Annotated in this window: 30 protein-coding genes; 14 read left to right on the plus strand and 16 right to left on the minus strand. The window is 70.4% G+C overall.

Going from position 1 to position 25,410, the window contains the following annotated elements; translation table 11 throughout:
- Positions 1-29: 29 nt before the first annotated feature.
- From R8F63_12235 to ccmA, 9 genes are read right to left on the minus strand one after another with little or no spacing between them, the layout of a single operon-like run.
- Positions 30-1,145, minus strand: coding sequence for a hypothetical protein (locus tag R8F63_12235; GenBank protein ID MDW3219369.1), 1,116 nt, complete (start codon positions 1,143-1,145; stop codon positions 30-32).
- A complete protein-coding gene (locus R8F63_12240) occupies positions 1,145-1,609 on the minus strand; it encodes a cytochrome c-type biogenesis protein CcmH (protein MDW3219370.1) in 465 nt (154 codons plus the stop codon). The genes R8F63_12235 and R8F63_12240 overlap by 1 nt, the downstream gene beginning before the upstream one ends.
- Positions 1,606-2,172, minus strand: a complete 567-nt coding sequence (locus tag R8F63_12245) for a redoxin family protein (GenBank protein MDW3219371.1) — start codon at positions 2,170-2,172, stop codon at positions 1,606-1,608. Before R8F63_12245 ends, R8F63_12240 begins: the two co-directional genes overlap by 4 nt.
- Positions 2,169-4,130 carry a heme lyase CcmF/NrfE family subunit gene (locus R8F63_12250; protein MDW3219372.1) on the minus strand — a complete coding sequence of 654 codons (1,962 nt, stop codon included), beginning with the start codon at positions 4,128-4,130 and terminating at the stop codon, positions 2,169-2,171. The genes R8F63_12245 and R8F63_12250 overlap by 4 nt, the downstream gene beginning before the upstream one ends.
- The gene (locus tag R8F63_12255; protein ID MDW3219373.1) at positions 4,127-4,666 is read right to left on the minus strand and encodes a cytochrome c maturation protein CcmE; all 540 of its coding nucleotides are present in this window, start codon (positions 4,664-4,666) and stop codon (positions 4,127-4,129) included. Before R8F63_12255 ends, R8F63_12250 begins: the two co-directional genes overlap by 4 nt.
- The gene (locus R8F63_12260; protein MDW3219374.1) at positions 4,663-4,812 is read right to left on the minus strand and encodes a hypothetical protein; all 150 of its coding nucleotides are present in this window, start codon (positions 4,810-4,812) and stop codon (positions 4,663-4,665) included. The genes R8F63_12255 and R8F63_12260 overlap by 4 nt, the downstream gene beginning before the upstream one ends.
- Positions 4,809-5,579 (minus strand): cytochrome c biogenesis protein CcsA, encoded by a 771-nt coding sequence (gene ccsA / locus R8F63_12265; GenBank protein MDW3219375.1) that lies wholly within the window; start codon positions 5,577-5,579, stop codon positions 4,809-4,811. The genes R8F63_12260 and ccsA overlap by 4 nt, the downstream gene beginning before the upstream one ends.
- On the minus strand, positions 5,579-6,247 hold the full coding sequence (locus R8F63_12270; GenBank protein ID MDW3219376.1) for a heme exporter protein CcmB: 669 nt from the start codon (positions 6,245-6,247) through the stop codon (positions 5,579-5,581). Before R8F63_12270 ends, ccsA begins: the two co-directional genes overlap by 1 nt.
- Positions 6,237-6,890, minus strand: coding sequence for a heme ABC exporter ATP-binding protein CcmA (ccmA, locus tag R8F63_12275; GenBank protein MDW3219377.1), 654 nt, complete (start codon positions 6,888-6,890; stop codon positions 6,237-6,239). Before ccmA ends, R8F63_12270 begins: the two co-directional genes overlap by 11 nt.
- A 105-nt stretch (positions 6,891-6,995) precedes the next feature.
- On the opposite strand from ccmA, the gene R8F63_12280 reads away from it, so the two are divergent.
- Genes R8F63_12280 through R8F63_12290 form a run of 3 tightly spaced genes read left to right on the plus strand, consistent with a single transcriptional unit; the run spans position 6,996 to position 9,439 of the window.
- Positions 6,996-8,117: a sortase gene (locus R8F63_12280; protein MDW3219378.1), complete on the plus strand. Its 1,122-nt coding sequence runs from the start codon at positions 6,996-6,998 to the stop codon at positions 8,115-8,117.
- A gap of 19 nt (positions 8,118-8,136) precedes the next feature.
- Positions 8,137-8,733, plus strand: a complete 597-nt coding sequence (locus R8F63_12285; GenBank protein MDW3219379.1) for a septum formation family protein — start codon at positions 8,137-8,139, stop codon at positions 8,731-8,733.
- 16 nt (positions 8,734-8,749) lie between these two features.
- Positions 8,750-9,439 carry a DUF5317 family protein gene (locus R8F63_12290; GenBank protein MDW3219380.1) on the plus strand — a complete coding sequence of 230 codons (690 nt, stop codon included), beginning with the start codon at positions 8,750-8,752 and terminating at the stop codon, positions 9,437-9,439.
- Here R8F63_12290 and R8F63_12295 read toward each other — a convergent pair.
- The gene (locus R8F63_12295; protein ID MDW3219381.1) at positions 9,394-10,575 is read right to left on the minus strand and encodes a hypothetical protein; all 1,182 of its coding nucleotides are present in this window, start codon (positions 10,573-10,575) and stop codon (positions 9,394-9,396) included. The two genes, R8F63_12290 and R8F63_12295, sit on opposite strands and share 46 nt — an antisense overlap.
- Here R8F63_12295 and R8F63_12300 point away from each other — a divergent pair.
- The 3 genes from R8F63_12300 to R8F63_12310 are packed head-to-tail and all read left to right on the plus strand — an operon-like array spanning position 10,574 to position 12,483.
- Positions 10,574-11,605 (plus strand): glycosyltransferase family 4 protein, encoded by a 1,032-nt coding sequence (locus R8F63_12300; GenBank protein MDW3219382.1) that lies wholly within the window; start codon positions 10,574-10,576, stop codon positions 11,603-11,605. The two genes, R8F63_12295 and R8F63_12300, sit on opposite strands and share 2 nt — an antisense overlap.
- Before the next feature lie 5 nt (positions 11,606-11,610).
- The gene (locus R8F63_12305) at positions 11,611-11,880 is read left to right on the plus strand and encodes a hypothetical protein (protein ID MDW3219383.1); all 270 of its coding nucleotides are present in this window, start codon (positions 11,611-11,613) and stop codon (positions 11,878-11,880) included.
- 18 nt (positions 11,881-11,898) lie between these two features.
- Entirely contained in the window at positions 11,899-12,483 is a 585-nt protein-coding gene (locus R8F63_12310; GenBank protein MDW3219384.1) for a TetR/AcrR family transcriptional regulator, read from the plus strand.
- 6 nt (positions 12,484-12,489) lie between these two features.
- Here R8F63_12310 and R8F63_12315 read toward each other — a convergent pair whose 3' ends face one another.
- The gene (locus R8F63_12315) at positions 12,490-13,002 is read right to left on the minus strand and encodes an NUDIX domain-containing protein (protein ID MDW3219385.1); all 513 of its coding nucleotides are present in this window, start codon (positions 13,000-13,002) and stop codon (positions 12,490-12,492) included.
- A gap of 10 nt (positions 13,003-13,012) precedes the next feature.
- A complete protein-coding gene (locus R8F63_12320; GenBank protein ID MDW3219386.1) occupies positions 13,013-13,825 on the minus strand; it encodes a thioesterase family protein in 813 nt (270 codons plus the stop codon).
- Between the two features lie 64 nt (positions 13,826-13,889).
- Between R8F63_12320 and R8F63_12325 the strand changes: the two genes are divergently transcribed.
- Together R8F63_12325 and R8F63_12330 are read left to right on the plus strand one after the other, a co-directional pair.
- Positions 13,890-14,534, plus strand: a complete 645-nt coding sequence (locus R8F63_12325) for a hypothetical protein (GenBank protein ID MDW3219387.1) — start codon at positions 13,890-13,892, stop codon at positions 14,532-14,534.
- Positions 14,531-14,812, plus strand: coding sequence for a hypothetical protein (locus R8F63_12330; protein MDW3219388.1), 282 nt, complete (start codon positions 14,531-14,533; stop codon positions 14,810-14,812). Before R8F63_12325 ends, R8F63_12330 begins: the two co-directional genes overlap by 4 nt.
- A gap of 19 nt (positions 14,813-14,831) precedes the next feature.
- Here R8F63_12330 and R8F63_12335 read toward each other — a convergent pair whose 3' ends face one another.
- Entirely contained in the window at positions 14,832-15,158 is a 327-nt protein-coding gene (locus R8F63_12335) for a hypothetical protein (protein MDW3219389.1), read from the minus strand.
- Between the two features lie 59 nt (positions 15,159-15,217).
- Between R8F63_12335 and R8F63_12340 the strand changes: the two genes are divergently transcribed.
- On the plus strand, positions 15,218-16,639 hold the full coding sequence (locus R8F63_12340; protein MDW3219390.1) for a lytic transglycosylase domain-containing protein: 1,422 nt from the start codon (positions 15,218-15,220) through the stop codon (positions 16,637-16,639).
- Here R8F63_12340 and R8F63_12345 read toward each other — a convergent pair.
- Together R8F63_12345 and R8F63_12350 are read right to left on the minus strand one after the other, a co-directional pair.
- On the minus strand, positions 16,620-17,807 hold the full coding sequence (locus tag R8F63_12345; GenBank protein MDW3219391.1) for a crosslink repair DNA glycosylase YcaQ family protein: 1,188 nt from the start codon (positions 17,805-17,807) through the stop codon (positions 16,620-16,622). The two genes, R8F63_12340 and R8F63_12345, sit on opposite strands and share 20 nt — an antisense overlap.
- Complete coding sequence (locus R8F63_12350) at positions 17,804-18,553, minus strand: HAD family hydrolase (protein MDW3219392.1); 750 nt, start codon at positions 18,551-18,553, stop codon at positions 17,804-17,806. Before R8F63_12350 ends, R8F63_12345 begins: the two co-directional genes overlap by 4 nt.
- Positions 18,554-18,575: 22 nt before the next feature.
- Here R8F63_12350 and R8F63_12355 point away from each other — a divergent pair, with 22 nt between their 5' ends.
- Positions 18,576-19,814 carry an MFS transporter gene (locus R8F63_12355; GenBank protein ID MDW3219393.1) on the plus strand — a complete coding sequence of 413 codons (1,239 nt, stop codon included), beginning with the start codon at positions 18,576-18,578 and terminating at the stop codon, positions 19,812-19,814.
- Here the strand turns inward: R8F63_12355 and leuS are convergent.
- Positions 19,798-22,614, minus strand: a complete 2,817-nt coding sequence (gene leuS / locus R8F63_12360) for a leucine--tRNA ligase (protein ID MDW3219394.1) — start codon at positions 22,612-22,614, stop codon at positions 19,798-19,800. The two genes, R8F63_12355 and leuS, sit on opposite strands and share 17 nt — an antisense overlap.
- A gap of 218 nt (positions 22,615-22,832) precedes the next feature.
- On the opposite strand from leuS, the gene R8F63_12365 reads away from it, so the two are divergent.
- The 4 genes from R8F63_12365 to R8F63_12380 are packed head-to-tail and all read left to right on the plus strand — an operon-like array spanning position 22,833 to position 25,406.
- Entirely contained in the window at positions 22,833-23,540 is a 708-nt protein-coding gene (locus R8F63_12365) for a B12-binding domain-containing protein (protein ID MDW3219395.1), read from the plus strand.
- A gap of 6 nt (positions 23,541-23,546) precedes the next feature.
- A complete protein-coding gene (locus R8F63_12370; protein ID MDW3219396.1) occupies positions 23,547-24,164 on the plus strand; it encodes a DUF1638 domain-containing protein in 618 nt (205 codons plus the stop codon).
- Positions 24,157-24,498 carry a virulence factor gene (locus R8F63_12375; protein MDW3219397.1) on the plus strand — a complete coding sequence of 114 codons (342 nt, stop codon included), beginning with the start codon at positions 24,157-24,159 and terminating at the stop codon, positions 24,496-24,498. The genes R8F63_12370 and R8F63_12375 overlap by 8 nt, the downstream gene beginning before the upstream one ends.
- A complete protein-coding gene (locus R8F63_12380) occupies positions 24,495-25,406 on the plus strand; it encodes a dihydropteroate synthase (GenBank protein MDW3219398.1) in 912 nt (303 codons plus the stop codon). Before R8F63_12375 ends, R8F63_12380 begins: the two co-directional genes overlap by 4 nt.
- The last annotated feature ends 4 nt before the right edge of the window (positions 25,407-25,410 follow it).

Raw genomic sequence — 25,410 nt, forward strand, 5'->3', positions numbered from 1 at the left:
GGTAACGTCGCGACGAGCGCTCCGCGTGGTCACGCCAGGGCCTCACGGAGCCCGAATCGGAAGATGAAGGCGTCCAGATCCTCACGCCCCGCGTCCAACGCGTCGTAGGCCGCGAGGTCGGCTCTCGACTGCTCGAGCTCGTCGACGTAGAAGCCGACGAAGGCCCGGTAGACGAGGGCGCGGGGGTCGTCCGGCGCGAGGTCGACAGCCCGCGAGAGGTCGTCGTAGCCGCGCTCCATGATCGGAAGCGCCTCGTTGCCGACCTCGAGCGCCACGAGCGCCTGGTAGAACCCCGCGAACGTCAGCAACTCCGTGTCGTCCGGACGCTGGGTGAGCACGATGTCGTAGAGCGCGATGCCCCGCTCCGGGTCCGACGTCAGGACGGACTCCGCCGCGTGGTTCAGCTGGGCGACGGTCATACCGGAGGAGGTGAACGAATCCGGCTCGCCGGTCGCCAGCAGCGCCTCGGCGACGGCGATCCGCAGCCCTTGCCCCTGCACGAGCTGGGCGATGTAGGCGGGCGCATCGATCGCATCGAGCTGGGCGAGCCGGGCGGCGGCGGTGTCGGGATCGTCGAGCTCGAGCGCGATCGAGGCGGCGAAGACGAGCGCGTCGGGATACGTCGGGTCGGCGAGCACAGCCTGTTCGACGAACGACTGGCCCGCCTCCGGGTCGCCACCGAGGCGGGTGAGCCACCCCCGATAGGCCAACGCCTCGGCATTGGCCGGCTGCTCCTCGAGGATCGAATCGTAGATCTCGATGGCTTCGTCGGGATCGGTGCCGAGCACCTGCTGGGCCTGGAACAGCCGCTCGCGGACGCTGCGCCGGATGTCGCCCGTGGTCGACTCGCCGACACCGCGGCTCCCGGAGAACTCCGCGAGCCACAGGCCCGCCAGGCCGGCGACGATGACGACGAGGGCGGTCCAGAGCGCGACCCGACGCCAGTCCCGGCGTTCGGTCGGAATCGTCGACTCCGCCCGCTCGATCGATCGGATCGCCCGCGCCGCCCGCGTCGTGTAGTCCGACTTCAACGCGGTGTAGTCGGCCTCGTCGAGGTCGCCGGCGGCGTACTCCGCTTCGAGGTCCTGCAGGGACGCCAGGAGGAAGTCGCGCTCCTCGCGGCGGGCGGCCTCGAGATCCGCCATCAGACGTCGTCCCGGGCGGCGAGCGCGTCCTCCACGAGCGCGGCGTCCGCGGCCGACGCCTCGAGGTCGCCCTCGCGCTTCCACTTGCGGAACACGACGACCAACCCGGCCGCCGCTCCCGCCCCCGCCACGACCGGGAGGATCCACACCAGGCTCGTGATGCCGTCGGCCGAGGGCGTGTAGTCGACATCGTCGCCGAACCGGCTCCGCAGGTCGCTACGGATCTCCTCGTCCGACCGACCGTCCTGCACCCAGACCGCGATCGCGAGACGGATGTTCTTCGCGACGGTCGCGTCGGACTCGGCGACGGACTGGCCGCTGCAGACCGGGCAGCCGATCGTCTTCGCGATGGCATAGACCCGATCGTCGTTGGTGCGGGGCCCGCCCTCGTCGACGGCTCCGTACAGGAAGGCGCCGGCCCCGACCATCGCGGCGAGAAGCCATGCGAGGGCGCGACGACTCACGGGTCGCCCGCCTGCCACTCGGCGATCACCTGCTCGATCTGGGCGCGGGTGACACCGCCGATCAGCTTCTCGATGACCTCGCCGGTCGGGGCGACGATCGCGCTCTCCGGCACCAGCGCGACGCCGTAGTCGACCGCCACCGGACCGGTGTCCTCGGCGATGACGGGCCAGGCTCCTCCGAACTCCTCGAAGAACTCGCGGATGTTGTCCGGCTGGTCGTCGAAGGCCACGGACACGACGGTGGCCGTGCCGCTGGCGGCGTAGGCCTCGTGGAACGAGATGAGTTCCGGGTGCTCCTGGATGCAGGGCACGCAGGTGGTCTGGAAGAAGTTCACGACCACGAACTGGCCGCGGAGGTCGTCGAGATCGAACTCGTCTCCGTCGATGGTCGTGCCGACGATGCGGGGGGCGAGCTCACCATCCAGATCGACGATGGTCAGTCCGCTCTCGTTGGTGTCCCGCGTGGCCAGCAGCACGATGAACGCGAGCATGAGGACGCCGATCGGCAGCACGATCCACAGGGCGACCCCGCTCGGCGTGGACGCGGTCGGCTCGTCGCTCATGCCGGCTCCATCTCCGGAGTCTCGCCGATCGGGGACGACACCGGCGCGGTCGGCCGCCGCCGCTTCCCCGGCACCACGGCGAGGAGCGTGCCGAGCGCCATCACCAACCCACCGATCCACAACCACACGATCAGGGGCTGCACGGTGGCACGCAGCACCACGGTGTCCTCGTCGAGGTCGAACGCCTGGAGGGACAGCGCAACGTCGTCGAAGGCCGTCGAGCGCACCGACGGGATCCCGATGTTGCGGCCGGTGAACCGATAGTTGGCGATACCGGGCTCGTAGGCCTGGCCGCCGTCGATCGCGATGCGGGCCCGGGTCTCGATGCGGTTCCCGTACTCGGTCTCGGACAGGCCGAGATGGGTGAGTTCATGACCCGAGAAGAAGGCGGTCTCGCCGACGCCGAGCTCGAACTCGGCCTGGCGCACGTAGGCGTTGCTGGCCGCGAAGGCGACGGCGATCAGCACCACGCCGAGATGCACGACCATGCCGCCGTTCGTGCGACCGACGAGTCCCCGCCATCCCTGGCGCCGGGTGGCGAGCACGACCTGGCGCAGCGCCGCGCCGCCGGCGAATCCGCCGAGCCCGAAGGCGAGCAGCGGCGCCCAACCCCGCGCCCCGACGAGCACCGAGAAGACGATCGACCCGACGCCGATCCACGCCGGCCAGATGAGGCGGTCGCCGAGCACGCCGGAGGAGGCCTTGCGCCACGGCAGCACCGGGGCGATGGCCATCAGGAACAGCAGCGTGAATCCGATCGGCATCGTCATCCGGTCGAAGTAGGGGTTGCCGACCGAGATCGTCCGGTCGTCGATGGCCTCGACGATCAGCGGGAAGATCGTGCCGAGCAGCACCACGAAGGCGAACGCCGCGAACAGCACGTTGTTGGCGAGGAAGGCGCCCTCGCGCGAGACCGGCGAGTCGATGCGGCCGGGCGACCGGAGTTGATCGCCCCGCCACCCGATGAGCACGAGCGACACGATCACGATGAGGGCGAAGAAGCCGAGCAGCATCGGGCCGATCCCCGAGTTGCTGAAGGCATGGACGGACTCGAGCACACCGGAGCGGGTGATGAACGTGCCGAGGATCGTGAGCGCGAACGTGGCGATGACGAGCGAGAGATTCCAGACCCGCAGCATCCCGCGCCGCTCCTGGACCATCACGGAGTGGATGAACGCGGTGCCGGTGAGCCACGGCAGGAAGGAGGCGTTCTCGACGGGATCCCACGCCCAGTAGCCGCCCCAGCCGAGTGTCTCGTAGCTCCACCACGCACCGAGCACGATGCCGAGGGTGAGGAAGCCCCACGCCATGACGGTCCAGCGGCGGGTGGCCAGCAGCCACCCCTCCCCCACCCGACCGGTGGCCAGCGCGCCGATCGCGAAGGCGAACGGCACGGTGAAGCCCACGTAGCCGAGGTAGAGGATCGGCGGATGGAAGGCCATCAGGATGTGGCTCTGGAGCAGGGGGTTCGGGCCGGGTCCGTCGTAGCCGGGCACCGGATCGAACGACCGGAACGGCGCCGACGGGCCGACCATCAGCAGGAAGAAGAAGGCGGTGACGATGAAGAGCGTGAGCAGGGCGAAGCCCATCATCGGGTCGTCACGGCGGTCACGGAACTTCACGACGACCGCGACGAGATACCCGCAGAGGATGAACGTCCACAACAGGATCGATCCCTCGAGGGCGGACCACATCGTGGCGACGTTGAAGATCGAAGAGGTCTGGTGCGACCCGTGTTCGGCGACGAAGCGGATCGTGAAGTCCCGGTTGATGAGCGCCCGCTCCATCCACACGATGGACGCTCCGGACAGCGCCAGGGTGGCGAAGGCGAGCCCGCGGGCATCGCGCCACCAGCGCCGGTGGAGGCCGAGGAGACCGAAGGTGACGACGCCGATGCCGACGATCGCCGCAGCGGCGCCGAGGGCAACGAACGCGGCACCGACGTTGGCGCTGCTCACGCCGCGCAGTCCCCGGCTGCGGCGGCCGCGGCCGCCTGCTCGAGGCGGTCCTCGTATTCCTCGTCGTTGATGTAGTCGTTGTCGTGCTTCACCCGCATGCGATCAGACGAGTAGTACCAGCCGTCGTCGGCAAGCCCGTCGAAGCCGACGACGTCGGGTGCGTCGTTGACCCAGTTGCCGTCGAGCACGACCGGTGTGCCGCCCTCGAACAGCTCGGCGGGCTCACCACGATGGACGACATCGACCAGGGCGCCGCCGAAACTCACGGTGAAGGCGGTGACCGGCTCGTCGTCCTGGCTGCCCTCGACGATGGAGCAGCCGACGGGCGTGCCCTGGAGCGTGAACCGGTCGTCGCCCAGCTCGTCGCGTCGTTCGATCGCCTCGTCGGCGTTGTAGAAGAACAGCGTGCCGGTGAAGAGGTTCCACACGAGCACCACGATGAGCACGGCGACGATGCCCGCGATCGCGGCGGGGACCCAGCGTCGCCCGCGGGTTCGTCCCGGGCGCGGGGCCTGTGGGGTCAGCGTCTCGGTCATGCGTCGTCCGTCGTCATCCAGCGGCGGCGCTCGGCCGGCACGCGGGCGGACAGTCGTCGGCCCCGCAGGATCAGGCTCGTCGCGTAGGCCGCGCCGACCCCGAGGCTGACGCCCCAACCGACGAGGAGATATCCGAGATGGGTCACGAGTTTCCTTCCTCGGCGCGGCCTTCGGCCCGCCGTTCTCGCAGGGCGAGATCGAGATCGCTGACCCGCAGCTCCCGTTCGAGCCACGTGATGCGGAACCGGTGAATCAGCGACCAGGCGAAGAAGAGACCCCAGACCACGAGTCCGACGACGATCGTGAAGAGCGTCATGTCCTCGAGGTTGCCGTCGGTGAGCGACGACTGCTGGTGCAGCGTGTTGTTCTCCCACCACTCGACCGAGCGGTTCACGATCGGCATGAGGACCGCGGCGAGCACACCGATCACGGCGGCCCGGGTGGCCGTCGCCCGTTCGTCGCCACCGAGCGACCGGACCGACAGGTAACCGATCATCATCAGCAGGAGGATGAGCGTGGTGACGAGGCGGACGTCGCCCCAGTCCCAGTAGGTGTTCCAGGTGGGGCGGCCCCAGACCGAGCCGGTGAAGAGCGTGAGGCCGCAGAACAGCACACCGATCTCCGCCGCGGCGCCGGCGACGGTGTCCCACCACACGGAACGGCGCAGGAGCCACATCGCCGAGCCGATGGCCGTGGTGACGAACGCGACATAGGTGAAGATCGCCGACGGGACGTGGACGAAGATCATCCGGACGGCGTCCTGCTGTTCGTCGTCCTCCGGGGCGGCGAAGAAGCCGAGGAGCACGAGCGCGACGACGCCGACCACGACGGCGATACCGAGCAGCCGGGTGGTGCGGCTGCCCGTGTGGCTGGGAGCGGGGGCGGGGGCGGGGGCGGGGGCGGGGGCGGTCATCAGGTCTCCTCGAGAAGCACGCCGTAGGCCAATGCTCCCAGCACGATGTTGATCACGCCGAACCCGGCGAGCAGACCGAGCCAGGCCCAGCCGTCGACGGCCACGGTGCCGAGAGCGTCGTCGAACGCCCGGGTGGCTCCGATCAACACCGGAGCGAGGACCGGAAGCAGGAGGATCGGCAGAACCGTCTCCCGCGCCCGAACACCAGCGACCAGCGCGCCGAGCAGCGTACCGGCCGCCGCGATCCCAACGGTCGCGACCACGCACGTCGCGGCGAGCAAGCCGAACGACTCGATGGACGCGTCGTACAGCACCACGATGCCGCCGACCATCACCGCCTCGACCACGAGGAGTTGCACGGCCACGGCCGCGGCCTTGCCGAGGAACACGGCGGCGGGCTCGACGCCGGCCAGGAGCAGGGCCCGGCGCGCCCCGTCCGTCGTCTCGATCGCGGTGGAGCGCTGGACCGCGACGATCGCGACGAACAGCACGGCGATCCAGAAAAGGCCACCCGTGGCTGCGTCCAGAACCGGACGATTCGCGTCGAGGGCGAAGCCGAACAACACGAGGACCAGGAAAGCGAAGGGCACGACCTGCGACGCGGTGATCCGCGAGCGCCACTCGATGCGGAGGTCCTTGGCGGCGACGAGGCGGGCGTCAGCGAACATCGGACGCGTCCCCCGTGATCATTCCGCCCGCGACGGTGACCCGCCGGGTGGCGAGGTCCAGGGTGCGGTCCACTTCGTGGGAGGAGAGGAGAACCGTTGCCCCCGCCGCGGCGGCATCGGCCACCAGCCGGTCGACGAGGTCGCGTCCGCTCGGGTCGAGCCCGGCGTGCGGTTCGTCCAGGAGCCACAGCTGGGGGCGGCGCACGACGACGGCGGCCAGCGCGACCCGGCGGCGCTGCCCGGCCGACAGGAGGCCGACCGCGACGTCGTGCAGCCGGCTCGGCACCCCGAGGCGCTCCATCGCCGCGTCGACGCCGGCGACGTCCACGCGGCTCGCCCGGGCCCAGAAGTCGAGGTTCTCGCGCACGGTGAGGTCGTCGTACAGCGCGGTGTCGTGGCCGAGGAGTCCGACCGAACGGCGGATCAGCGGGCGATCCGTCCTCAGGTCGTGACCGAGGATCTCGCCCTCTCCGGATTCGAGTCGCAACAACCCGGCGCAGAGCCGCAGCAGGGTGGACTTGCCGGCCCCGTTCGGCCCCTGGATGAGCACGACCTCGCCACCGTCGACGTCGAGATCCATCCCCGCAAGGGCGGGAAAGCGGCCGATCAGGGCGACGGCGGCGCGCAGCCGGACGATGGACACGGCGAAAACGGTAGCGGGGAAAACGGTCGCGGAGCCGAGCGCTCAGGACAGGCCCCGCCCCGCCGATAGTTTCGCCGTATGGCAGAACCACCGAACAGAGCGCGCGTGCTCGGTGCAATCGGCCGTGGCCTGATCACGGCAGGGGTCGTCGTTCTGCTCTTCGTCGTGTTCCAGTTGTGGGGCACCAACATCCAGGAGGCTCGCGCCCAGGACGGTCTCCGCGACGACTTCGACGACACCTTCGCGCTCGCCCAGAGCCAGCTCGCCCTGTTCGCCGACAGTGGTGACACCGACCCGCCGGCGGTCATCGACGCGGGCGGCACCGACGGTACGCCCGACCTTCCGGCCCCGACATCGACACTGCCGGGCGGTTTCGACCCCACGGTCCTGCAGTACTTCTTCCCGGAGGGCGGCGACGCCACGGCCCGAATCGAGATCCCGTCGATCGGGGTCGACAAGATCGTCGTCAACGGGGTGCAGGTCGCGGACCTGCGGAAGGGCCCGGGGCACTATCCCGACACGGCGTCGGTGGGCACCGCGGGCAACACCGCGATCGCCGGCCATCGCACGACCTACGGCGCGCCGTTCAACCGCATCGACGAGCTCCGCCCCGGCGACGAGATCCACGTCACCGGCGTGCTCGGGCGTTTCACCTACCGGGTCATGGCGCCGGCGGACGCGTATCCGGAGCAGCTCGACACGGTGGACAGCTCGGGCGACGGGCACATCATCGTGCGACCGGGGGCCACCTGGGTGCTCGGCGACTTCCTCGACAACCGCGTGACGCTCACGGCCTGTCACCCGAAGCTGTCCTCACGCCAGCGGATCATCGTCGCCGCTGAGCTCGTCGACGAACCAGCCGCCCTTCCCGACTTCGCGCCCGCCCTCGTGGCGGAGTTCGTGGGCGGCGACGCCACCCCGACCCTCCCCGGCGAGGAGGTCGACGACGGGGGCGACGAGGCCGGTGCCGACCCTGCGTCGGGTCCGCGGACCGTCCCGGCATCGGACCTCGACGAAGGACTCGATGGTGAGCGCGACGCGATTCCCGCCGCCGTGATCTGGTTCGTCGTCGCGACGGCGATCTGGATCGGCTTCGGCTACCTGGCCCGCCACCTGTTCGCCGAGAAACTGCGCCGTGTCGCGGTCCGCAGCGTGGGCCTGCTCCCGGCCGGATACTGCCTGTGGTTCGCGTTCGAGGCGCTCGATCGCGCGCTCCCGGCGGGCTGACTGCCGTAGCGTCTCTGCGATGAGACGCGCTCGACTCCTCACCGGTGCCGCCCTCGCGGCGGTGCTCGCGCTGACCGGGTGTGGTGACGACGGGGGCGACGAGGCCAGTGCCGACCCCGCGGAATTCGCCGCCGAGGAACTCGAGGCCGCGCGCCGGCGAAGCGTCGACGCCACCACGACGACCACCGACCCGGACGAACTCGCCCCGAGTGACGTCCCGGGCGCCCCGATCAACCAGTTCAATCTGCAGTTGGGCGACTGCTTCGATCGCGTCGACGGTCTCATCGACGGACGACCGAACACCATCACGGCCGAACTCTCCTGCGACGAGCCCCACCACTTCGAGGTGTTCCACCGGTTCACCTACCCCGCCGAGCACCCGTCTCCGTATCCGGGCGAACCCGCCCTTCGGGACTACGCACTCCAGGTCTGCTACCGACGATTCGCGGAGTGGGTCGGCAACGAATACGAGGTCTCGGAGCTCGACATCGACGTGATCGTGCCCCGGCGACAGGACTTCGAGGACGACGCGGCGCGCTATCGCGGGATGCACTGCTCGGTGACGCGCGTGGACGGCGAGCCGATGATCGGCACCTCGGAGGGGTCCGGCTGGTAATTTCGCGGCTGTGTCCGTGGCCCCGATCCTCCTCGCGGTGGTCGTCGGCGTGGTGTTCGGCTTCCTACGCCGAGGCCGCCTGGCGTCGATCGCGCGCACCAAGGTGCGCCACCCCGAGTTCCTGGCGGTGGCCGTCGGCTGCAGCCTCTTCGTCGATCTCGTCGACACCGACCTGGCCGGCGCGATCGCGCTCGTCGGCCTCGTGGGTGGCCTCTTCTTCGCCGTCGTGAACGTCCATCTCGTCGGGATGCTGGTGATCGCGCTGGGCATCGTCTTGAACCTGTTGCCGGTCGTGCTCAACGGCGCCATGCCGGTGCGGGGCGACGCCCTGGTCGAAGCCGAGATGATCACCGCCGACGAACTCCCCCGCGTCACCCTCACCGGGGCCCGCGAGATCGAGACCGACTCGACCATCCTGCCCGCCCTGGGCGACACCTTCCCGGTGCGTTGGACCAACCAGGTCGTGTCGATCGGTGACCTGATCATGGTCGTGGGTCTGGCCGATCTCGTCGCGAACCTGATGTTGCAGCGTCGCCGCCGCCGGCTTCCGGTCAGCGCCCTCCCCGCGCTCGAGGCCATGGGGTGGCACGAGGAGCGCATCGATCTCACCGGCGATCCCGTCGAGGCGATCGACCTCCGCGAAACGGTCGATCTGCGCGATCAGCCCGACGTGTCGAGCACCAGCGCCAGTCCCGTCCAGGACTGAGGGATCGCCCCGAGGCCGGTGCCCCGCTCCCCGTCCCAGTACTCCGCGAGGCCGGAGCTGATCGCGCCGGCGACCGTGGTCGAACGAACCAGTTCGGCGGCATCGGACGCACCGCGGCGGTCGAGGGCGACCCAGAGCAGGTACGCGAGTTGGGGCCAGACCGGGCCCCGCCAGTACGCGCCCGCGTCGTAGGTGGGTTCCCCGATGTGGACGCCCCGGGGCCCGTAGGCCGCAGCGAACCCGTCCTCGTCGACGAGCGCGGCCACGGCCCGGGCCGCGGCATCGTCGTCGTCGGTGACGAGCAGGGGCAGCAGAGCGTCGGCCGTGCGGGCCCGACCGGATCCGTCGGCCGCCGCGCCCGTGTCGGCCCACACCGCGCGGTCCCGGTCGAAGCGGGCGTCGAGCGCGGCGATGCGCGACGTGGCCAGGTCGCGCAGATCACCGTCGTCGGTCACCGAGGCGAGCTCCAACGCGTTCCAGATCGTGAGCGCGGTGAACCCGGCCGACCCGACCCGGAAGGCCGGGTTCTGCAGTGGCTCCCCCGCGGGTCCCCGTTCGACGGTGGCGAGCAGGTCGTTCTTGTGGGTCCGCCAGCGGGCGACGTCGAAGTGATCGCCGGGCCCCAGATCGTCCCATCGGGGCGAGTCGTCACAGCCGCTCTCCCACGGATGGACGATCCCGACCAGGCCGTCGACCGAACGGGCCTCGGACAGCAGGAAGCGGACCCCGCGGGCCGCCGCGTCGAGCAGCGGGGCGGGCACGTCGACCCCTGCGCCGGACAGCGCCGCGATCGTGTGTCCGAACATCGGTGGCTGGGTGATCGAGGACGCGCCGCGCCGGCCCCACAGCTCAACGGACCGCTCCGGGTCGAGCTGATAGCCCATGTGGGCGACGAAACCCGCGTCGTCGATCGTGGACAGGGCCGAGTCGAGCTCGCGCCGGGCGCGGGCCGGGTCGTCGAGCGCGAGCCAGACGAGCGAGTGGAAGCAGCTGTCCCAGAGCCACAGCCAGGGGTACACGTCGGTGTTGGGGGCGGTGTACCCCTCGTCCACCCAGGCGGCGAGCATCGCCTCGTGCACCGCCTGACGCAGCGTGGAGGTGCGGTCGACCGGATCTCCCGGCATCGTGTGGTCCATGGCCAGCGCTGCGATCGTGTCGTTCCGTCTCGGGATGGCGGACGGCGTGTCGGTGGTGGCCCGCAACTGGCAGCGGGCGCTCGAGCAGTTGGATTACTCGGTGCGCACCGTGGCCGGGGACGGGCCCGTCGATCGGACGGTACCCGGGCTCGCGATCGACGCGACGGATCCGCCGACCCGTGAGGAGCTCGAGACGGCGCTCGCGGACGCCGACCTCGTGGTCGTCGAGAACCTCTGCACGATCCCGCTGAACCTCCCGGCCGCGCGGCTCACGGCCGCCGTGCTCGCCGGTCGGCCGGCCGTCATGCACCACCACGATCCACCGTGGCAGCGCGAACACTGGGCCCATGTCACCGAGCTTCCCCTCGTCGACCCGGCGTGGCGCCACGTCACCATCAATCGCCTGACCCGTGACCAGATGGCCGAACGCGGCATCCCCGCGACGTGCATCTACAACGGCTTCCCCACGGCCACGGGCGGCGCCGACCGCGCCGGCGTGCGCCGGGCTCTCGGCGTCGCGAACGACGCGCTGCTGCTCGCCCATCCGGTGCGGGCGATTCCCCGCAAGGACGTGCCCACCGCGGTCCGGCTGGCCGAGGAACTCGGGGGCACCTACTGGCTCTGGGGTCCTGCGGAGGACGGCTACGACGACGAACTCGCCCGGATCCTGTCGACGGCGACGTGCCCCGTGGTCCGCGGGACGAACGGCGAGTCGGCCGTCGACCTCTACGGCGCGGCGGACGCCGTGCTGTTCCCGTCGCTGTGGGAAGGCTTCGGTAACCCGCCCGTCGAGGCCGCGATCCATCGGGTGCCCGCCGCGGTCGCGGACTATCCGGTGAGCCGAGAGCTCCGCGCCCTCGGGCTGTCGTGGTATCCGACCGACGATGCCGGTCCGTTGGCCGAGGCGTTGGCGCATCCGGACCTCGATCGGCTGGAGGAGAACCGGCGCATCGCGGTCGAGCACCTGAGCCTCGATGCGATGCGCGACGCGATCGGCGCGCTGCTCCGCGAGGTCGGCTGGCTAGCGTGAGCGCGATGACCCCGCGCGACCCGATCCTCGAGCAGCGGGCGAAGGCGCGACGGATCGTCGACGTGGGTCAGCGCCTCGGCTACGCGCTCTACGGCGTGGCCATCGTCGCCTTCGTCATCGGCATGCTCACCGACTTCACGGGGATCGTGGCCGGTGTCGCGCTCTTCGGTCTGATCGCCGGGTCCGTCGTGCTCGCGCCCGCCATCATCGGGGGATACGCGATCAAGGCAGCGGTTCGCGACGATCTCGAGCACGGCCGCAACATCGGCGACTGAACACTAGAGTTGCGGCCCGTGACCATCCGACTTCCTGCTGCGGAGCGCCGAGTGCAACTGCTCGACGCGGCCCTCGGGGTCTTCGCCGCGGAAGGCTTCCAGACGGCCACGATGGAGTCCGTCGCCACGGAGGCCGGTGTCACCAAACCGGTGCTCTACCAGCACTTCTCCTCGAAACGGGACCTCTTCCTCGAGCTGCTCCGTTCGACGGGCCACGACCTCACGGAGACGGTCGGCGCCGCCACCGCCTCGGCCACGTCCGCCGAGGAGATGGTGGTCAACGGGTTCGCCGCCTACTTCGACTTCGTGGCCGACCATCCGGAGGAGTTTCGTCTGCTCTTCGGCGAGGGCGTGCGCACCGATCCCGATTTCGCACTCGCCGTCGCCGAGGTGGAGAACCAGCTCGCCGACTTCATCGCCGCCCTGATCGACATCGACGAGCTCACCGCCGACGAGCGTCTGATGTTCGCCTACGGCATCCTCGGCCTGGCCGAGGCGACGGGCCGGCACTGGATCGCGAGCGGGGCGACCGGTGATGTCCAGGCACTCGCCGCCCGCGTCGCCGATCTCGCCTGGCTCGGCCTGCGCGGCCGCCGCCGCTGAACCGACTCAGTCGAAGCGTCCGCCCTGGTCCGCCGGGGGCGTGATGTCGATCGGTTCCTCCGGGATCTCGCCGGCGACGAGGGCGGGGAGGAACTCGCGGAGACGCACGGGCACCGTGGGTTCGTCGTTCGCGAGCAGATCGTCGAGGGCCCACCATTGGGCCCCCTGGAACGCGGCGGCCTCGAGCGCCTCGAGGCCGCGCGGGTCGTACTCGCCACCATCGCACCACGCGACGTGGATGTGGTCGTCGGACTCGAAGTGGTACCCGGCGAACGTGTACTCGGTCTGCTGACGCCACACGCAGGGCCCCATCTCGACGTTCGGGATGCCGGTCTCCTCGTGGAGTTCGCGCAGCGCGGCGTGGGCGGACTCCTCGCCGCGTCCCATGCCGCCACCGGGGATCTCCCACCACTCGGGCTTGTAGGGATCGACGGGATCCTCCGCCCGGATCAGGAAGATGCGATTGTCGCGATCGAGCAGGACCGTGCGAGCGGCCGGGCGACGGAAGGTGAACGACATCCGGGCGAACCTAATCCCTCGGCTTCAGCTCGCGCAGAAGCACCTCTTGGGCGATCGAGGCGATGTGGAGGCCGTCGGCCCCCCACACCTCGCCGAAGGCGAGCCCCCGTGAGCCGTAGACGCCGGACGACCGCAGGTCGTGGAGGCACCATTCGTCGGCGCGCGCCCAGCGGTGGAACCAGACCGTGTGGTCGAGCGACGCGCCCATGTAGGGATGGTCCTCGGGCCCGTTCCATTCCGGACGGCCGCGAGGGTGTTCGAGCTCGACCGCCTCGGTCGCCATGTCGTCGCTCGCGAACACGTGGGCGAGGACATGGATCAACGGGTCGTCCGGCAATGGGCCGGGCACCCGGACCCACGCGCGGGCTCGCTGCTCGTCGCGGGGCACGGGCCGCCGCTCGAGCAGCGGGCCCCAGTCGTCATCGGCCAGCTCGTCGGGGCCGGCGACGGGGCCGGGAACAGCCAGCGCCGTCGCATCAGGTGCGTCCTCGTGACGTTGGAACGACGCCGAGAGGTTGAGGATCGCGCCGCTGGACTGGCGAGCGACCACCCGCCGGGTCACGAACGAGCGCCCGTCGCGGATGCGGTCGACCTCGAACCGGATCGGCTGGTCCTGATCGCCGCCCCGGATGAAGTAGGCGTGAACGGAGTGGGGGGCGTACTCGTCCGGCACCGTCTGGGCGGCCGCCCAGAGCCCCTGGGCCGCGACCTGGCCGCCGTACACGCGACCCCACGGATACTGGGCGCTGGGGCCGACCCAGACATCGGGGCCGTGCACGGCCATGTCGAAGAGAGCGACGAAATCGGTGATGGCCTGGGACACGGGTCGCGACCCTAGCGAGCCGCCGTGGCACCGCGGTCACCGCCGGGCGTGCAACGATCCTGCGATGCCCACGCGTCCCCACCAGCTCGAGACCGTCGTCGTCGGTGACGACCCACGGGCCTGGGCCGACGCGGGCTTCACGGTCACCGACGGTCGGACCCGCATCGGCGGCACCACCATCGTGCTCGCGGGGGCGGCCGACGAGCGGGGGATCCTCGCCGCCGACGCCGGCATCGCCGGTCCGGTCGACGGCATGGCGTTCTCCACCGTCCCCCCGGACCGCGGGATGGTCACCCGTGCGGCCCCCGACCATCCGAACCGCGTGGTGGGCTTCGATCACCTGGTGGCGATGAGTCCCGACATGGACCGGACGACCGCGGCCCTGACCGACGCGGGCGTCGAGCATCGCCGCACCCGGACCTTCGAGGTCGGCGAGGCGATGCGTCGGCAGGCCTTCTTCTGGCTCGGCGACGTGATCCTCGAGCTCGTCGGCGACGACGCCGCCCACGGCGACGGCCCGGCGACCCTGTGGGGCCTCGCCCTGACGTGTGACGATCTCGACGCGTCCGCGGAAGCGCTCGGTGCCGCTCTCGGCCGGGTGAAGCCCGCCGTGCAGCCCGGCCGCCACATCGCGACGATGCGCACCCGCGATCTCGACATCTCGGTGCCCATCGCGCTGATGTCACCCCATCCGGAGCCGGGTCGATGACCGTGCCTGCGGTCCTCGGTGCCCTGCTCACCGTCGCCCTGCTCGCCGGCGGGTGCACCGACGATGCCGAACCGGCCCCGCCCCCAACGTCCACCACCTCGACGGACACGACGCCGGCGTCGACATCGTCGACCGTCTCCACGACAACGACGACCACCACCACGACGACAACGACGACGACCACGACGGTCGCGCCGCCGCTCGATCCGCTCGATCCGGCGTATCCGACCACACCACCACGGCCGCCGGTGACCTATCCGACCACCGGTGACGGCTGACCCACCCTCGCGGTGGGGGTCAGGCGGGTCGATGCCGCACGGCACCCGTCGGCCGGAAGCGCACCGCTCCCCCGCCAGGCTCGACGGCACCCACGCACGACACGTCGACGATGAGACTCATGCTCTGATCCACCGTCGCCGGCCACAGCACGCAGGCCGCCGGATTCGACGACAGCGCCGCCGCCGCCCGACCCCCCACGGAGACCTCGAGTTCGCCGTCGACCCACGCGACCCTCGAGTGGGTGACCCGCGGGGGCGCCGCCTCGACCCCGACGATCACATAGGCCGAATGGCCGTATTCGGCGCTCACCGTCGGCAGTTCCTCGATGGGGACCTGGATGCTCATGGGAGAAAGGTAGCAAGAGCACTTTTGCCCGGGCGGCCAGGTGCCGATGGAAGACCATCGTGCGATACAAGGGGTTGTCCGTCCTGCTGGGCATGTTCGTGATCGTGTCGACCACCGTCGTCGGTGCGCAGGCCGACGCGCCCCCGGCGTTCCCCGAGGCCGAGACGCTCGCAACCGACGGCGCCGCGATCGACGAGATCCTCGCGACCGTGGGACTCGATGCCGCCTGGCGTTCGACCCTCGATCTGCATCCGGCCGCCCGACTGCTCACGATCGAGTATCGGGACCAGGAGGGCGACGCCGTGATCGCGCTCCTCTCCACGACCCTTCAGCTCGGCAACACCACCAACGCCCGCGAACAGGTCATCGCGGACCTGCGGGGCATGGCCGCGAGGTTGGACGAGGCGGCCGAGGAGCAGCGTCGCCGCGAGATCGATCGCAACCGGGCCGACGCCCACTTCCGGGGCATGCACGCCCTCACGCAGGCCGCCGCCGTCCACGTGTTCGCCGGCACGGACCCGGCCATCGACGCCGTGCTCGGTCTCGACGGCGAGGCGTTGACGATCGCCCAGCGCGAGTACCTCCTGACGAACGCCACGCTCGACGAGCTCTTCGCCCTGCGCGCCGAGGCCGCGACCGAACTCGAGCTCGCGGAGGCGGCCCTCGACGCGGCCATCACGTACCACGACGACGTCGAGGCCCAGCACGCGGCGCTGATCGACGACGCCGCCGCGCTCGCCGCCGCGCGACGCGAACTCGACGCGTCGGCCCGGGAGATGCTCGCCCCGGCGGCAAAGGCGTACGCGTTGGCCGCCGTCCCGGGCCAGCCGGGCCTCACCCCCCGCGCCCTCGACGCCTACCTCGAGGCCGAGGCGACCATGTCCGTCCTCGCGCCTTCCTGCCATGTGTCGTGGCGGACCATCGCCGCCATCGCCTCGGTGGAGAGCCGCCACGGCGAATACGGCGGCGGCCGCCTCCACCTCGACGGGCGCCCGGCCGCACCGATCATCGGCATCGCCCTCGACGGGCGAACCGTCGACAACTTCGGCCTGACGACGGCGAAGCTGGCCGACACCGACGGCGGCGAGTTCGACGGCGATCCGCTCTTCGACCGTGCCGTCGGACCGCTCCAGTTCATCCCCGAATCGTGGCAACGGTGGCAGCTCGACGCCGACGACGATGGGGAGCGCGACCCCCAGGACATCGACGACGCGGCGCTCAGCGCCGGTGCCTACCTCTGCAACTACGGCTCGTTGCGGTACTGGGAGGGCTGGCAGACCGCCGTCTTCGGCTACAACCACGCCGGCGCCTACGTGAATTCCGTCAAGGCCGCGCTCGATCGCGTCCAACGGCTCCGGCTGCCGGAATTCGAGGGCGACGAGGACCTGCGCCAGCGCATCCCCTACGGGACGTGGGTGCCGATGCCGGAGGAAGTCGACGAGCCGACGGACGAGGAACCGGTCAGCGCAGAAAGCGAATGACGTCGCCCTTGGTGCCGTCGACCATCCAGCCGTCCACACCGACCATCCTCGCGAGATCGTCGAGCGCGGGGCGCAGCGCCTCCGCGACCCGGCCGGGCGACTGCCCCTCCTCGGCGAACGCGCCGAACACCCGCAGCACGCCGGCGGCGCGGTCGGTCTTGAGATCGACCCGGGCGACGAGCTCGTCACCCAGGAGGAACGGCAGCACGTAGTAGCCGTAGATCCGCTTCGCCGCGGGCACGTAGATCTCGATCTTGTAGTCGAAGGCGAAGAGCCGCGACGCCCGTTCCCGAAACCAGACCACGGGGTCGAAGGGCGACACGAGCGTGCACGCGTCGATCGATCGGGGCCGCACCGCGTCGGGATGCAGCAACGCCGGCCGGTTCCAGCCCTCGACCTCGGCCTCGATGAGCCGCCCGTCCTCGACGAGCTCCGCCACGCGGGCCTTGGCCGGCACCTTTGGCAGCCGGTGGTAGTCGACGAGATCGGGCATGGCCGCGATGCCGTGGCTCGCCGCCGCTCGCATCAGCAGCTCGCGATGCGCGTCCTCCTCACTCGGCGTCGGTCGGGCCCGGATCTCGGCCGGGACGATGCGTTCGAGCAGATCGAACTCCTTGACGAAGCCCGGCGTGCGGCGGATCCCGACCTCGCCGACCCGGAACAGCCAGTCGAGCGCCACCGATCCGAACGAGCGGTCACCCCACCACTCCCCCTCCCGCGGGCGGGGGTCGTCGAGGTCGCCGGGGGCGAGCGGGCGCTCGCGCACCTGGTCGAGCACCTCGTCGATGTACGCGGCGTCGCGCGCCGCGAAGTCCGCCAGCGGGCCCCACGTCTCGCCCCGCCGAGCCCGCGCCTTCGACCACCGCAGGAGCGGCTCGTCCTCCACGGGGACGAGCGACGCCTCGTGGCACCACGCCTCGATCCACTCGTCGTCGCGGTAGGCGATCCGCTCGTGCAGGGCGGTGTCGTAGGGGCCGAGCCGCGAGAACGCGGGCATGTACTGGGTGCGGATGACCACGGGCACCGAGTCGAGCTGGAGGAGTCCGAGCCGTCCCATCACCCGCCGCAGGTGACGGCGATCCACCGCCCCCGTCGGGCGCGGGTCACGAAAGCCCTGCGCGCCGAGCGCGATCCGACGCGCCGTCGCCGCATTGATCGAGACGGTCATGTGGCCAGGTGCTCCGCCAGGGCGACGACGTCGGGCAGACGCCAGTGATCGAAGTGGGCGTGGTGGTCGTAGGGATCGAGTTGGACGACCGGCATCCCGGCCGCGGTCGCGCCGTGCACGTCGGCGTGGACCGTGTCGCCGACATAGAGCGTGCGGTCGGCGGCGGTGCCGAGGGCGTCCAACGCCGGCGCGAAGATCGCCGGATCGGGCTTGGCGACACCCACGACACCGCTGTCGACGATCGCCGCGACCGAGGGGAGGTCCCCGTCGCCGACCTGGCAGATCCGCATGTCGAGGCACTGCTGCACCGCGGTGCCGTTGTTGTTGGTGACGATCGCCGTCGGTCGAAGACGAGCGATGCGGGCGAACGCGGCGCGGTTCTCGACGAGCACGTGGGACCAGATGACGGCGGTGTCGAACCCGTCGACCCGGGCCGCGGTACGCGCCGCGACCGCCTCGTCGAGCGCGGTTCCGCGGAGCCCCGTGGAGGCGAAGTAGGCGCGGTCGTAGTGTTCCCACACCGCCGGATTCGTCTCGTGCACCGCACCGTCGACCAGGGCGGCGGTGAGGGCGGCGACGCCCGCGTAGTGGGCGACTCGCGCGGACGAATCATCGAGCTCGAAGCGAACACCGCCCGCGGCCATCAGCTCCGACATGGGCGCCGGTGCGGGCACCGCGAACACGCCGCCCATGTCGAAGACGACCGCGTCCACACGGTCGGGTGAAACCGGGGCGAGTGAGGTCACGGCCGGACCGTACACTGCTCCGATGCCCGTGGCGCAGGACCGGAGCACGCGGTTCTCCGGCTGGCGGATCGTGGCGCTCGCAACGATCACGATGGCCCTCACGGGGCCCGGCCAGACGATCGGCGTGTCGGTCTTCATCGACCACTTCGCGGCCGACCTCGACCTCGAGAAGTCGTGGATCACCGCCGGCTATCTCGTCGGCACCCTGACCGGCTCACTGGCCCTGCCGACGGTCGGTCGACTGATCGACCGCCACGGCGTGCGCCGATCGATGACGGCCATCGGTGCCGCCTTCACGGTCGCCCTCGTCGCGATGTCGGGGGTGCAGGGAATCCTCAGCCTGACCGCGGGCTTCGTCTTCATCCGCATGCTCGGTCAGGGTTCGCTCTCTCTGGTCAGCGTCATGTCGATCCAGCTCTGGTTCGAGCGGCGGCGGGGTACGGCGATCTCCGTGGCCGTCACCGTCTCCGCCGCGCTGATGGCGCTCGTCCCGGTCGGACTCAACACGGTCATCGACGAGATCGGCTGGCGGGCCACCTGGCTGGTCGCCGCCGGTGTCGTCGGGACGCTCGTGCTGCCCATCGCGTGGTTCGGCATGATCGACCGGCCGAGCTCGGTGGGCCAGATGGCCGATGGCGGCGTCGTGGCCGACGGCGTGGCCGCGGTCCCGGCGTGGGGGCTCGGCCGCGGCGAGGCGGTCCGGCGCTACGAGTTCTGGGTCCTCGCGATCTCGAGCGCGTCGGTGTCGATGCTCGTCACCGGTCTCAACTTCCACCAGATCGCCCTGCTCGGCGAGTCCGGGTTCACCAGCACGGAAGCGGCTGCCCTCTTCCTGCCCCAGGTCCTCGGCTCGACGATCGGCTCACCGGCGACGGGCTACGCCCTCGACCGCATCGGCACCCGCAACGCGCCCCTGATCGTCGTCGCCCTCCTCACCGCGACGCTCGTGGTCGCCGGCTCGGCGTCGTCCACCGGCGAGGTGATCGGCTATGCCGTCCTGCTGGGTCTGCTGGGCGGTGCGGCCCGCAGCGTCTCGTCCACCCTGCCCCCGGCGTGGTTCGGTGTCCGCAACCTGGGGGCGATCCAGGGAACGCTCTCGTTCGTCGGCGTGATGGCGTCCGCCGCGGGGCCGTTCGCGTTCTCGGTCACGGAGCTGGCCACCGGCGGCTACCGCTCGACCGCGCTCGCATGGGCTGTCGCGCCGGCCGCGTTGACGGTGCTGTTCGCCCTGCGGCCGCCGACGGTCAGACGACCAGGTTGACCATCCGGCCGGGCACGTAGATCGCCTTGCGGAGATCCTGGCCGTCCACGTGCGCGGCGACGTTCGCCTCCGCCAGCGCGGCGGCGATCGCCGTCTCCTCGTCGGCGTCGGCCGCGATGACGACCTTGCCGCGGACCTTGCCGTTGACCTGCACGGGCAGCTCGACGGTGTCGTCGACGAGCAGGCTGGTGTCCGCCTCGGGGAACTCGGCGCGGGTGACCGAACCGGTGCCGCCCAAGCGGGTCCACAGCTCTTCGGCGACGTGGGGCACGAGGGGCGAGAGCATGCGGACGATCGCGTCGGCGACCTCGCGCGGCGTGGGTCCCTCCCGCTTCGTCAGCTCGTTGTTGAGCTCGGTGATCTTCGCGATCGCGGTGTTGAAGCGCAGGCCGTCCATGTCGGCGCGGACGCCGTCGATGGTCCGGTGCAGCACCCGCCGCAGGTCGTCGTCCGCGAGGTCATCGGTGACGACGAGCTCACCGGTCTCCTCGTCGACGAGGTTCCGCCAGACCCGCTGCAGGAGCCGCTGGGACCCGACGACGGACCGCGTCTCCCACGGACGGTCCTGATCGATGGGGCCCATCGACATCTCGTAGAGGCGCAGGGTGTCGGCGCCGTACGCCGCGTACATGTCGTCAGGCGTGACGGAGTTCTTCAGGGACTTGCCCATCTTGCCGAACGTGCGCGTGACCGGCCGGCCGTCGTGGGTGAACCCGGACTGCGGGTCGCCCTCCACCTCGTCGGCTTCGACATAGACGCCGCGCTCGTCCTGGAAGGCGGCGGCCTGGATGTAGCCCTGATTGATGAGGCGCTTGAACGGCTCCGGGCCCGACACGTGGCCGAGATCGAACAGCACCTTGTGCCAGAAGCGGGCATAGAGGAGATGCAGGACCGCGTGTTCGACGCCGCCCACGTAGAGGTCGACGCCGCCGACCTCGCCGTCGGCCGGGTCGGTCATCCAGTACTGCTCGACGTCGGGGTCGACCATGGCGTTCTCGTTCGTCGGGTCGAGGTAGCGCAGGTAGTACCAGCACGACCCGGCCCACTGGGGCATCGTGTTCAGCTCGCGTCGATAGGTCCGCGGGCCGTCGCCGAGATCCATCTCGACCTCGCGCCATTCGCTCACCCGGCCGAGCGGCGGCTCGGGCTCGGAGTCCTCGTCCAGCGCACGCGGCGCCCAGTCCATGAGGTCGGGCAGGAGCACCGGCAGCTCGGACTCCGGCACCGCGCGGGGCAGGTCGTCGTCGCCATAGACGATCGGGAAGGGTTCACCCCAGTAGCGCTGCCGGCTGAACAGCCAGTCCCGCAGCTTGTAGGTGATCGTGCCCTCGCCATGATCGTTGGCCTCGAGCCAGTCGATGATCGTCTGCTTGGCGGTTGCGATGTCGTGGCCGTCGAGGAACCCGGAGTTGATGGCGGCACCCTCGCCGACGTAGGCCTTGCCGCCCTCGTCGTCCCAACCGGCGGGAGGCTGCACCGTGCGCACGATGTCGAGCCCGAAGGTCTCGGCGAACTCCCAGTCCCGTTCGTCCTGGCCGGGAACGGCCATGATCGCGCCGGTGCCGTAGCCCATGAGCACGTAGTCGGCGATGAAGACGGGCAGCTCGGCGCCGTTGACCGGGTTGGCCACGGTGGTGCCCACGAACACGCCGGTCTTCTCCTTGTGCTCCTGGCGCTCGAGATCGGTCATCTGGGCGGCACGGGCGCGATACGCGTCGACCGCGGCCTGCGGACTCGCGTGTCCACCGGTCCAGGCCGGATTCGTCCCGTCGGGCCAGGCGTCGGCGGTGAGCTCGTCCACGAGCGGGTGCTCGGGCGCGAGCACCATGTAGGTCGCCCCGAAGACGGTGTCGGGTCGGGTGGTGAAGACCTCGATCGGGCCGAAGCGGATCAGCGCACCCTCGCTGCGCCCGATCCAGTTCCGCTGCATCGTCTTGATCGAGTCGGTCCAGTCGAGCAGATCCAGATCGTCGAGCAGGCGATCGGCGTAGGACGTGATCCGCATCATCCACTGACGCAGCGGGCGACGGAAGACGGGGAAGTTGCCGCGTTCGGAGCGACCCTCGGCGGTGACCTCCTCGTTGGCGAGCACGGTGCCGAGGCCCGGACACCAGTTGACGGGGGCGTCGTCGACGTAGGCGAGGCGGTACTGGGCGAGGATCGCGCGACGGCCGGACTCGTCGGCCGCGGCCCAGTCCTCGCCGCCCTTCGGCGTGCGGGTGCCGGCCTCGAACTCGGCGACGAGCTCGTCGATCGGACGACCGGCCTGGCGGTCTTCGTCGAACCAGGCGTCGAACAGCTGGAGGAAGATCCACTGCGTCCAGCGGTAGAACGCGGGGTCGGTGGTCGCCACGCTGCGCCGCTCGTCGTGGCCGAGGCCGAGGCGTTCGAGCTGGCGGGTCATGTTGGCGATGTTGTTCTCGGTGTTCTCGCGCGGGTGCTCGCCGGTCTGCCGGGCGTGCTCCTCGGCCGGCAGACCGAACGCGTCGAACCCCATCGTGTGCAGGACGTTGAACCCGGTCATCCGTTTGAAGCGGGCGTAGACGTCGGTCGCGATGAAGCCCAGCGGATGGCCCACGTGCAGGCCCGTGCCCGAGGGATACGGGAACATGTCCATGATGAAGAGCTTCGGGCGTCGGGCGAGCGCGTCTTCGTCGTCGGCGAGCAACCCCGACGGGTTGGGCGCGTGGTACGTGCCCGCCTCACGCCACTGCGCCTGCCAACGGGTCTCGATCTCGTCGGCGCGGGCCGCGTCGTAGCGGTGCGCGGGCTGATCGTCTGGCTGGGGCGGTTCGGACACGCCCGAAAGACTACGGGTCCCTGCCGGGACTCCCGCGGTATTCGCCCCCGGCTCGCCGCGGCGCGCGTATTGGGCCGAACGGCGGTGGTGATTCGGCCCCGAACCCGGCATTCTGACCTCTAGTGTTTGCCGGGAGCCGCGTGTCTGTTTCATGATACGGTACGGTTCCACGATGCGGAACAGAGTCGAGCCCTCCAACGCCTTTCGGAGCACCAGAAGTGAGTGACCAACCCGACGAGAACGACGAGGACGAGATCGATCTCAACGCCCTCAGCGATGAGGACCTCACGGCCCAGATGCACGACGACCTCTACGACGGTCTGGCCGACGAGATCGACGAAGGAACCCGCATCCTGCTCGGCCGCGGGTGGTCGGCGGACAAGGTGCTCAACGACGCCCTGGTCGAGGGCATGCGCATCGTCGGCATCGACTTCCGCGACGGCATCCTCTTCGTCCCCGAGGTCCTGCTCGCCGCGAACGCGATGAAGGCCGGCATGGCGATCCTGCGCCCGCTCCTCGCGGAGACCGGCGCGGAGCCCATCGGCACCGTCATCATCGGCACGGTGAAGGGCGACATCCACGACATCGGGAAGAACCTCGTCGGCATGATGCTCGAGGGCGCGGGATTCGAGGTCCACAATCTCGGCATCAACACCGATGTCGACGAGTTCCTCGCCGCGATCGAGGAGCACAAGCCCGACATCATCGGCATGTCCGCCCTGCTCACCACGACCATGCCGTACATGAAGGTCGTGATCGACACGCTCGTCGAGAAGGGCATGCGCGACGACTACATCGTGATCGTCGGCGGCGCGCCGCTCAACGAGGAGTTCGGCGAGGCCATCGGCGCCGACGCGTACTGCCGCGACGCGGCGGTCGCGGCCGAGACGGCATCGTCGTTGGTGCGGGCCCGACGGGCTGCGTAGACCATCATGGCCGGGTCGCCGCGCGTGCTCATCCTGGCGTGCGGTGCGCTGGCTCGGGAGATCCGCGACGTCGCGCGGCTCCATGAGTTCGACAACGTCACCCTCGAATGCCTTCCCGCCTCACTGCACATGACCCCGCAACACATCACCCCCGCCGTCCGCACCCGCCTCGACCGACGCATCGCCGACTTCGACCGCGTGCTCGTCGGATACGCCGACTGCGGCACGGCCGGTGCCCTCGTCGACCTCTGCGGCGAGTACCGCGCGAACGGGGCGAACATCGAGATGATGCCGGGTGCGCACTGCTACCAGTTCTTCGCCGGGGGCGACGTGTTCACCGCGATGCACGACGCCGATCCGACCGCCTTCTACCTCACCGACTATCTGGTGAAGCACTTCGAGCGGCTGATCATCGCCGGCCTCGGCATCGCGGAGCACCCGGAGCTCGAGTCCCTGTACTTCGGCAACTACACGAAGATGATCTATCTCGCCCAGACCGACGACCCGGTGCTGGACGAGAAGGCGCGCGCCGCCGCCGATCGACTCGGTCTCGAGTTCTCCCGGGTCGCCACGGGCTACGGCGAGCTCGAGTCCGAGGTGCTGGAGGTCGCCCGCCATGGCTAGACGCGGTCGCCGGGCCGGACCGGGCCTCACCACCATCTACTGGCGCGACATCCCCGCCCAGATCACCGCCACCACCGCGGAGGGCGGCACCGAGAAGGTGCTGCTGGAGCCGCGGTTCCAGCACGCAATCGACCGAGCCGCCCACGTGGCCGGACTCACCGACACCAACGACTACGTGCAGCAGTGGCGCCGGGTGCAACGCACCCTCGACGGCGACGCCGCCGAAGCCGCCCAACAGGCCGCGGACACGATCCATTCCACCTACCCCAGAGACCGCCTGGAGGCCCTCGTGGCATCGGGCGGGCTCGAGCCCGATGGAGGGCAAGACCAGTGACCGAGACCGTCATCAGTTCCGCAACGAAGGAAGTCGTCCTCGGCTTCGATCGCCCGTTCGTCATGATCGGCGAGCGCATCAACCCGACCGGCCGCAAGCTCCTCGCCGAGGAGATGAAGAGCGGCGACTTCAGCCGGGTCGAGGCGGACGCCATCGCCCAGGTCGAGGCGGGCGCCCACATGCTCGACGTGAACGCCGGCATCCCCCTGGCCGACGAGCCGGCCCTGCTGGCCAAGGCGATCCAACTCGTCCAGTCCGTCACGGACGTGCCGCTCGCCATCGACTCGTCGATCATCGAGGCGCTCGAGGCGGGCATCGCCGTCTATCAAGGCAAGCCGCTGATCAACTCGGTCACCGGGGAGGACGAGGTGATGGAGCGCGTCCTGCCCCTCGTCGCCAAGCACGGCGCCGCCGTCGTCGCGATCTCCAACGACGAGACCGGCATCAGTGAGGACCCCGACGTCCGGTTCGAGGTGGCGAAGAAGATCGTGCATGCGGCGGCCGACCACGGCATCGCGAAGGAGGACGTCGTGGTGGACCCGCTCGTCATGCCGATCGGCGCGATGGGCACCGCCGGCCAGCAGGTCTTCGCCCTCGTCCGCCGGCTGCGCGAGGAACTGGGCGTCAACACCACCTGTGGCGCCTCGAACGTGAGCTTCGGGCTTCCGAACCGCCACGCCATCACCGGCACCTTCCTGTCGATGGCCATCGGCGCGGGCATGACCTCCGCGATCATGAGCCCGATGCACGCGGAGGTGAAGAGCGCCATCATGGCCGCCGACGTGCTGGCCGGACACGACAAGGACTGTGCGGCGTGGATCGGCGAGTTCCGCGACCCGAGTGCCGGCGGCGGCCAGGGCGGGGCCCGTCGCCGCGGAGGGCGTCGCCGCGGCGGCGCCGCGAGCTAGCCCG

This window comes from Acidimicrobiales bacterium, assembly GCA_033344915.1.
Classification (GTDB): domain Bacteria; phylum Actinomycetota; class Acidimicrobiia; order Acidimicrobiales; family Aldehydirespiratoraceae; genus JAJRXC01.

Bases quoted from the DNA above. Each gene is read 5' to 3' on its own strand.
- R8F63_12315 (MDW3219385.1), bottom strand. From the start codon at position 13,002: ATGTCGTTCACCTTCCGTCGCCCGGCCGCTCGCACGGTCCTGCTCGAT.
- R8F63_12355 (MDW3219393.1), top strand. From the start codon at position 18,576: ATGCCCGTGGCGCAGGACCGGAGCACGCGGTTCTCCGGCTGGCGGATC.
- R8F63_12255 (MDW3219373.1), bottom strand. From the start codon at position 4,666: ATGACCGAGACGCTGACCCCACAGGCCCCGCGCCCGGGACGAACCCGC.
- R8F63_12295 (MDW3219381.1), bottom strand. From the start codon at position 10,575: ATGGACCACACGATGCCGGGAGATCCGGTCGACCGCACCTCCACGCTG.
- ccsA (MDW3219375.1), bottom strand. From the start codon at position 5,579: ATGACCGCCCCCGCCCCCGCCCCCGCCCCCGCCCCCGCTCCCAGCCAC.
- R8F63_12335 (MDW3219389.1), bottom strand. From the start codon at position 15,158: ATGAGCATCCAGGTCCCCATCGAGGAACTGCCGACGGTGAGCGCCGAA.
- R8F63_12245 (MDW3219371.1), bottom strand. From the start codon at position 2,172: ATGAGCGACGAGCCGACCGCGTCCACGCCGAGCGGGGTCGCCCTGTGG.
- R8F63_12330 (MDW3219388.1), top strand. From the start codon at position 14,531: ATGACCGTGCCTGCGGTCCTCGGTGCCCTGCTCACCGTCGCCCTGCTC.
- R8F63_12285 (MDW3219379.1), top strand. From the start codon at position 8,137: ATGAGACGCGCTCGACTCCTCACCGGTGCCGCCCTCGCGGCGGTGCTC.
- R8F63_12345 (MDW3219391.1), bottom strand. From the start codon at position 17,807: ATGACCGTCTCGATCAATGCGGCGACGGCGCGTCGGATCGCGCTCGGC.
- R8F63_12300 (MDW3219382.1), top strand. From the start codon at position 10,574: ATGGCCAGCGCTGCGATCGTGTCGTTCCGTCTCGGGATGGCGGACGGC.
- R8F63_12270 (MDW3219376.1), bottom strand. From the start codon at position 6,247: ATGTTCGCTGACGCCCGCCTCGTCGCCGCCAAGGACCTCCGCATCGAG.
- R8F63_12375 (MDW3219397.1), top strand. From the start codon at position 24,157: ATGGCTAGACGCGGTCGCCGGGCCGGACCGGGCCTCACCACCATCTAC.
- R8F63_12325 (MDW3219387.1), top strand. From the start codon at position 13,890: ATGCCCACGCGTCCCCACCAGCTCGAGACCGTCGTCGTCGGTGACGAC.
- R8F63_12305 (MDW3219383.1), top strand. From the start codon at position 11,611: ATGACCCCGCGCGACCCGATCCTCGAGCAGCGGGCGAAGGCGCGACGG.
- R8F63_12235 (MDW3219369.1), bottom strand. From the start codon at position 1,145: ATGGCGGATCTCGAGGCCGCCCGCCGCGAGGAGCGCGACTTCCTCCTG.
- R8F63_12370 (MDW3219396.1), top strand. From the start codon at position 23,547: ATGGCCGGGTCGCCGCGCGTGCTCATCCTGGCGTGCGGTGCGCTGGCT.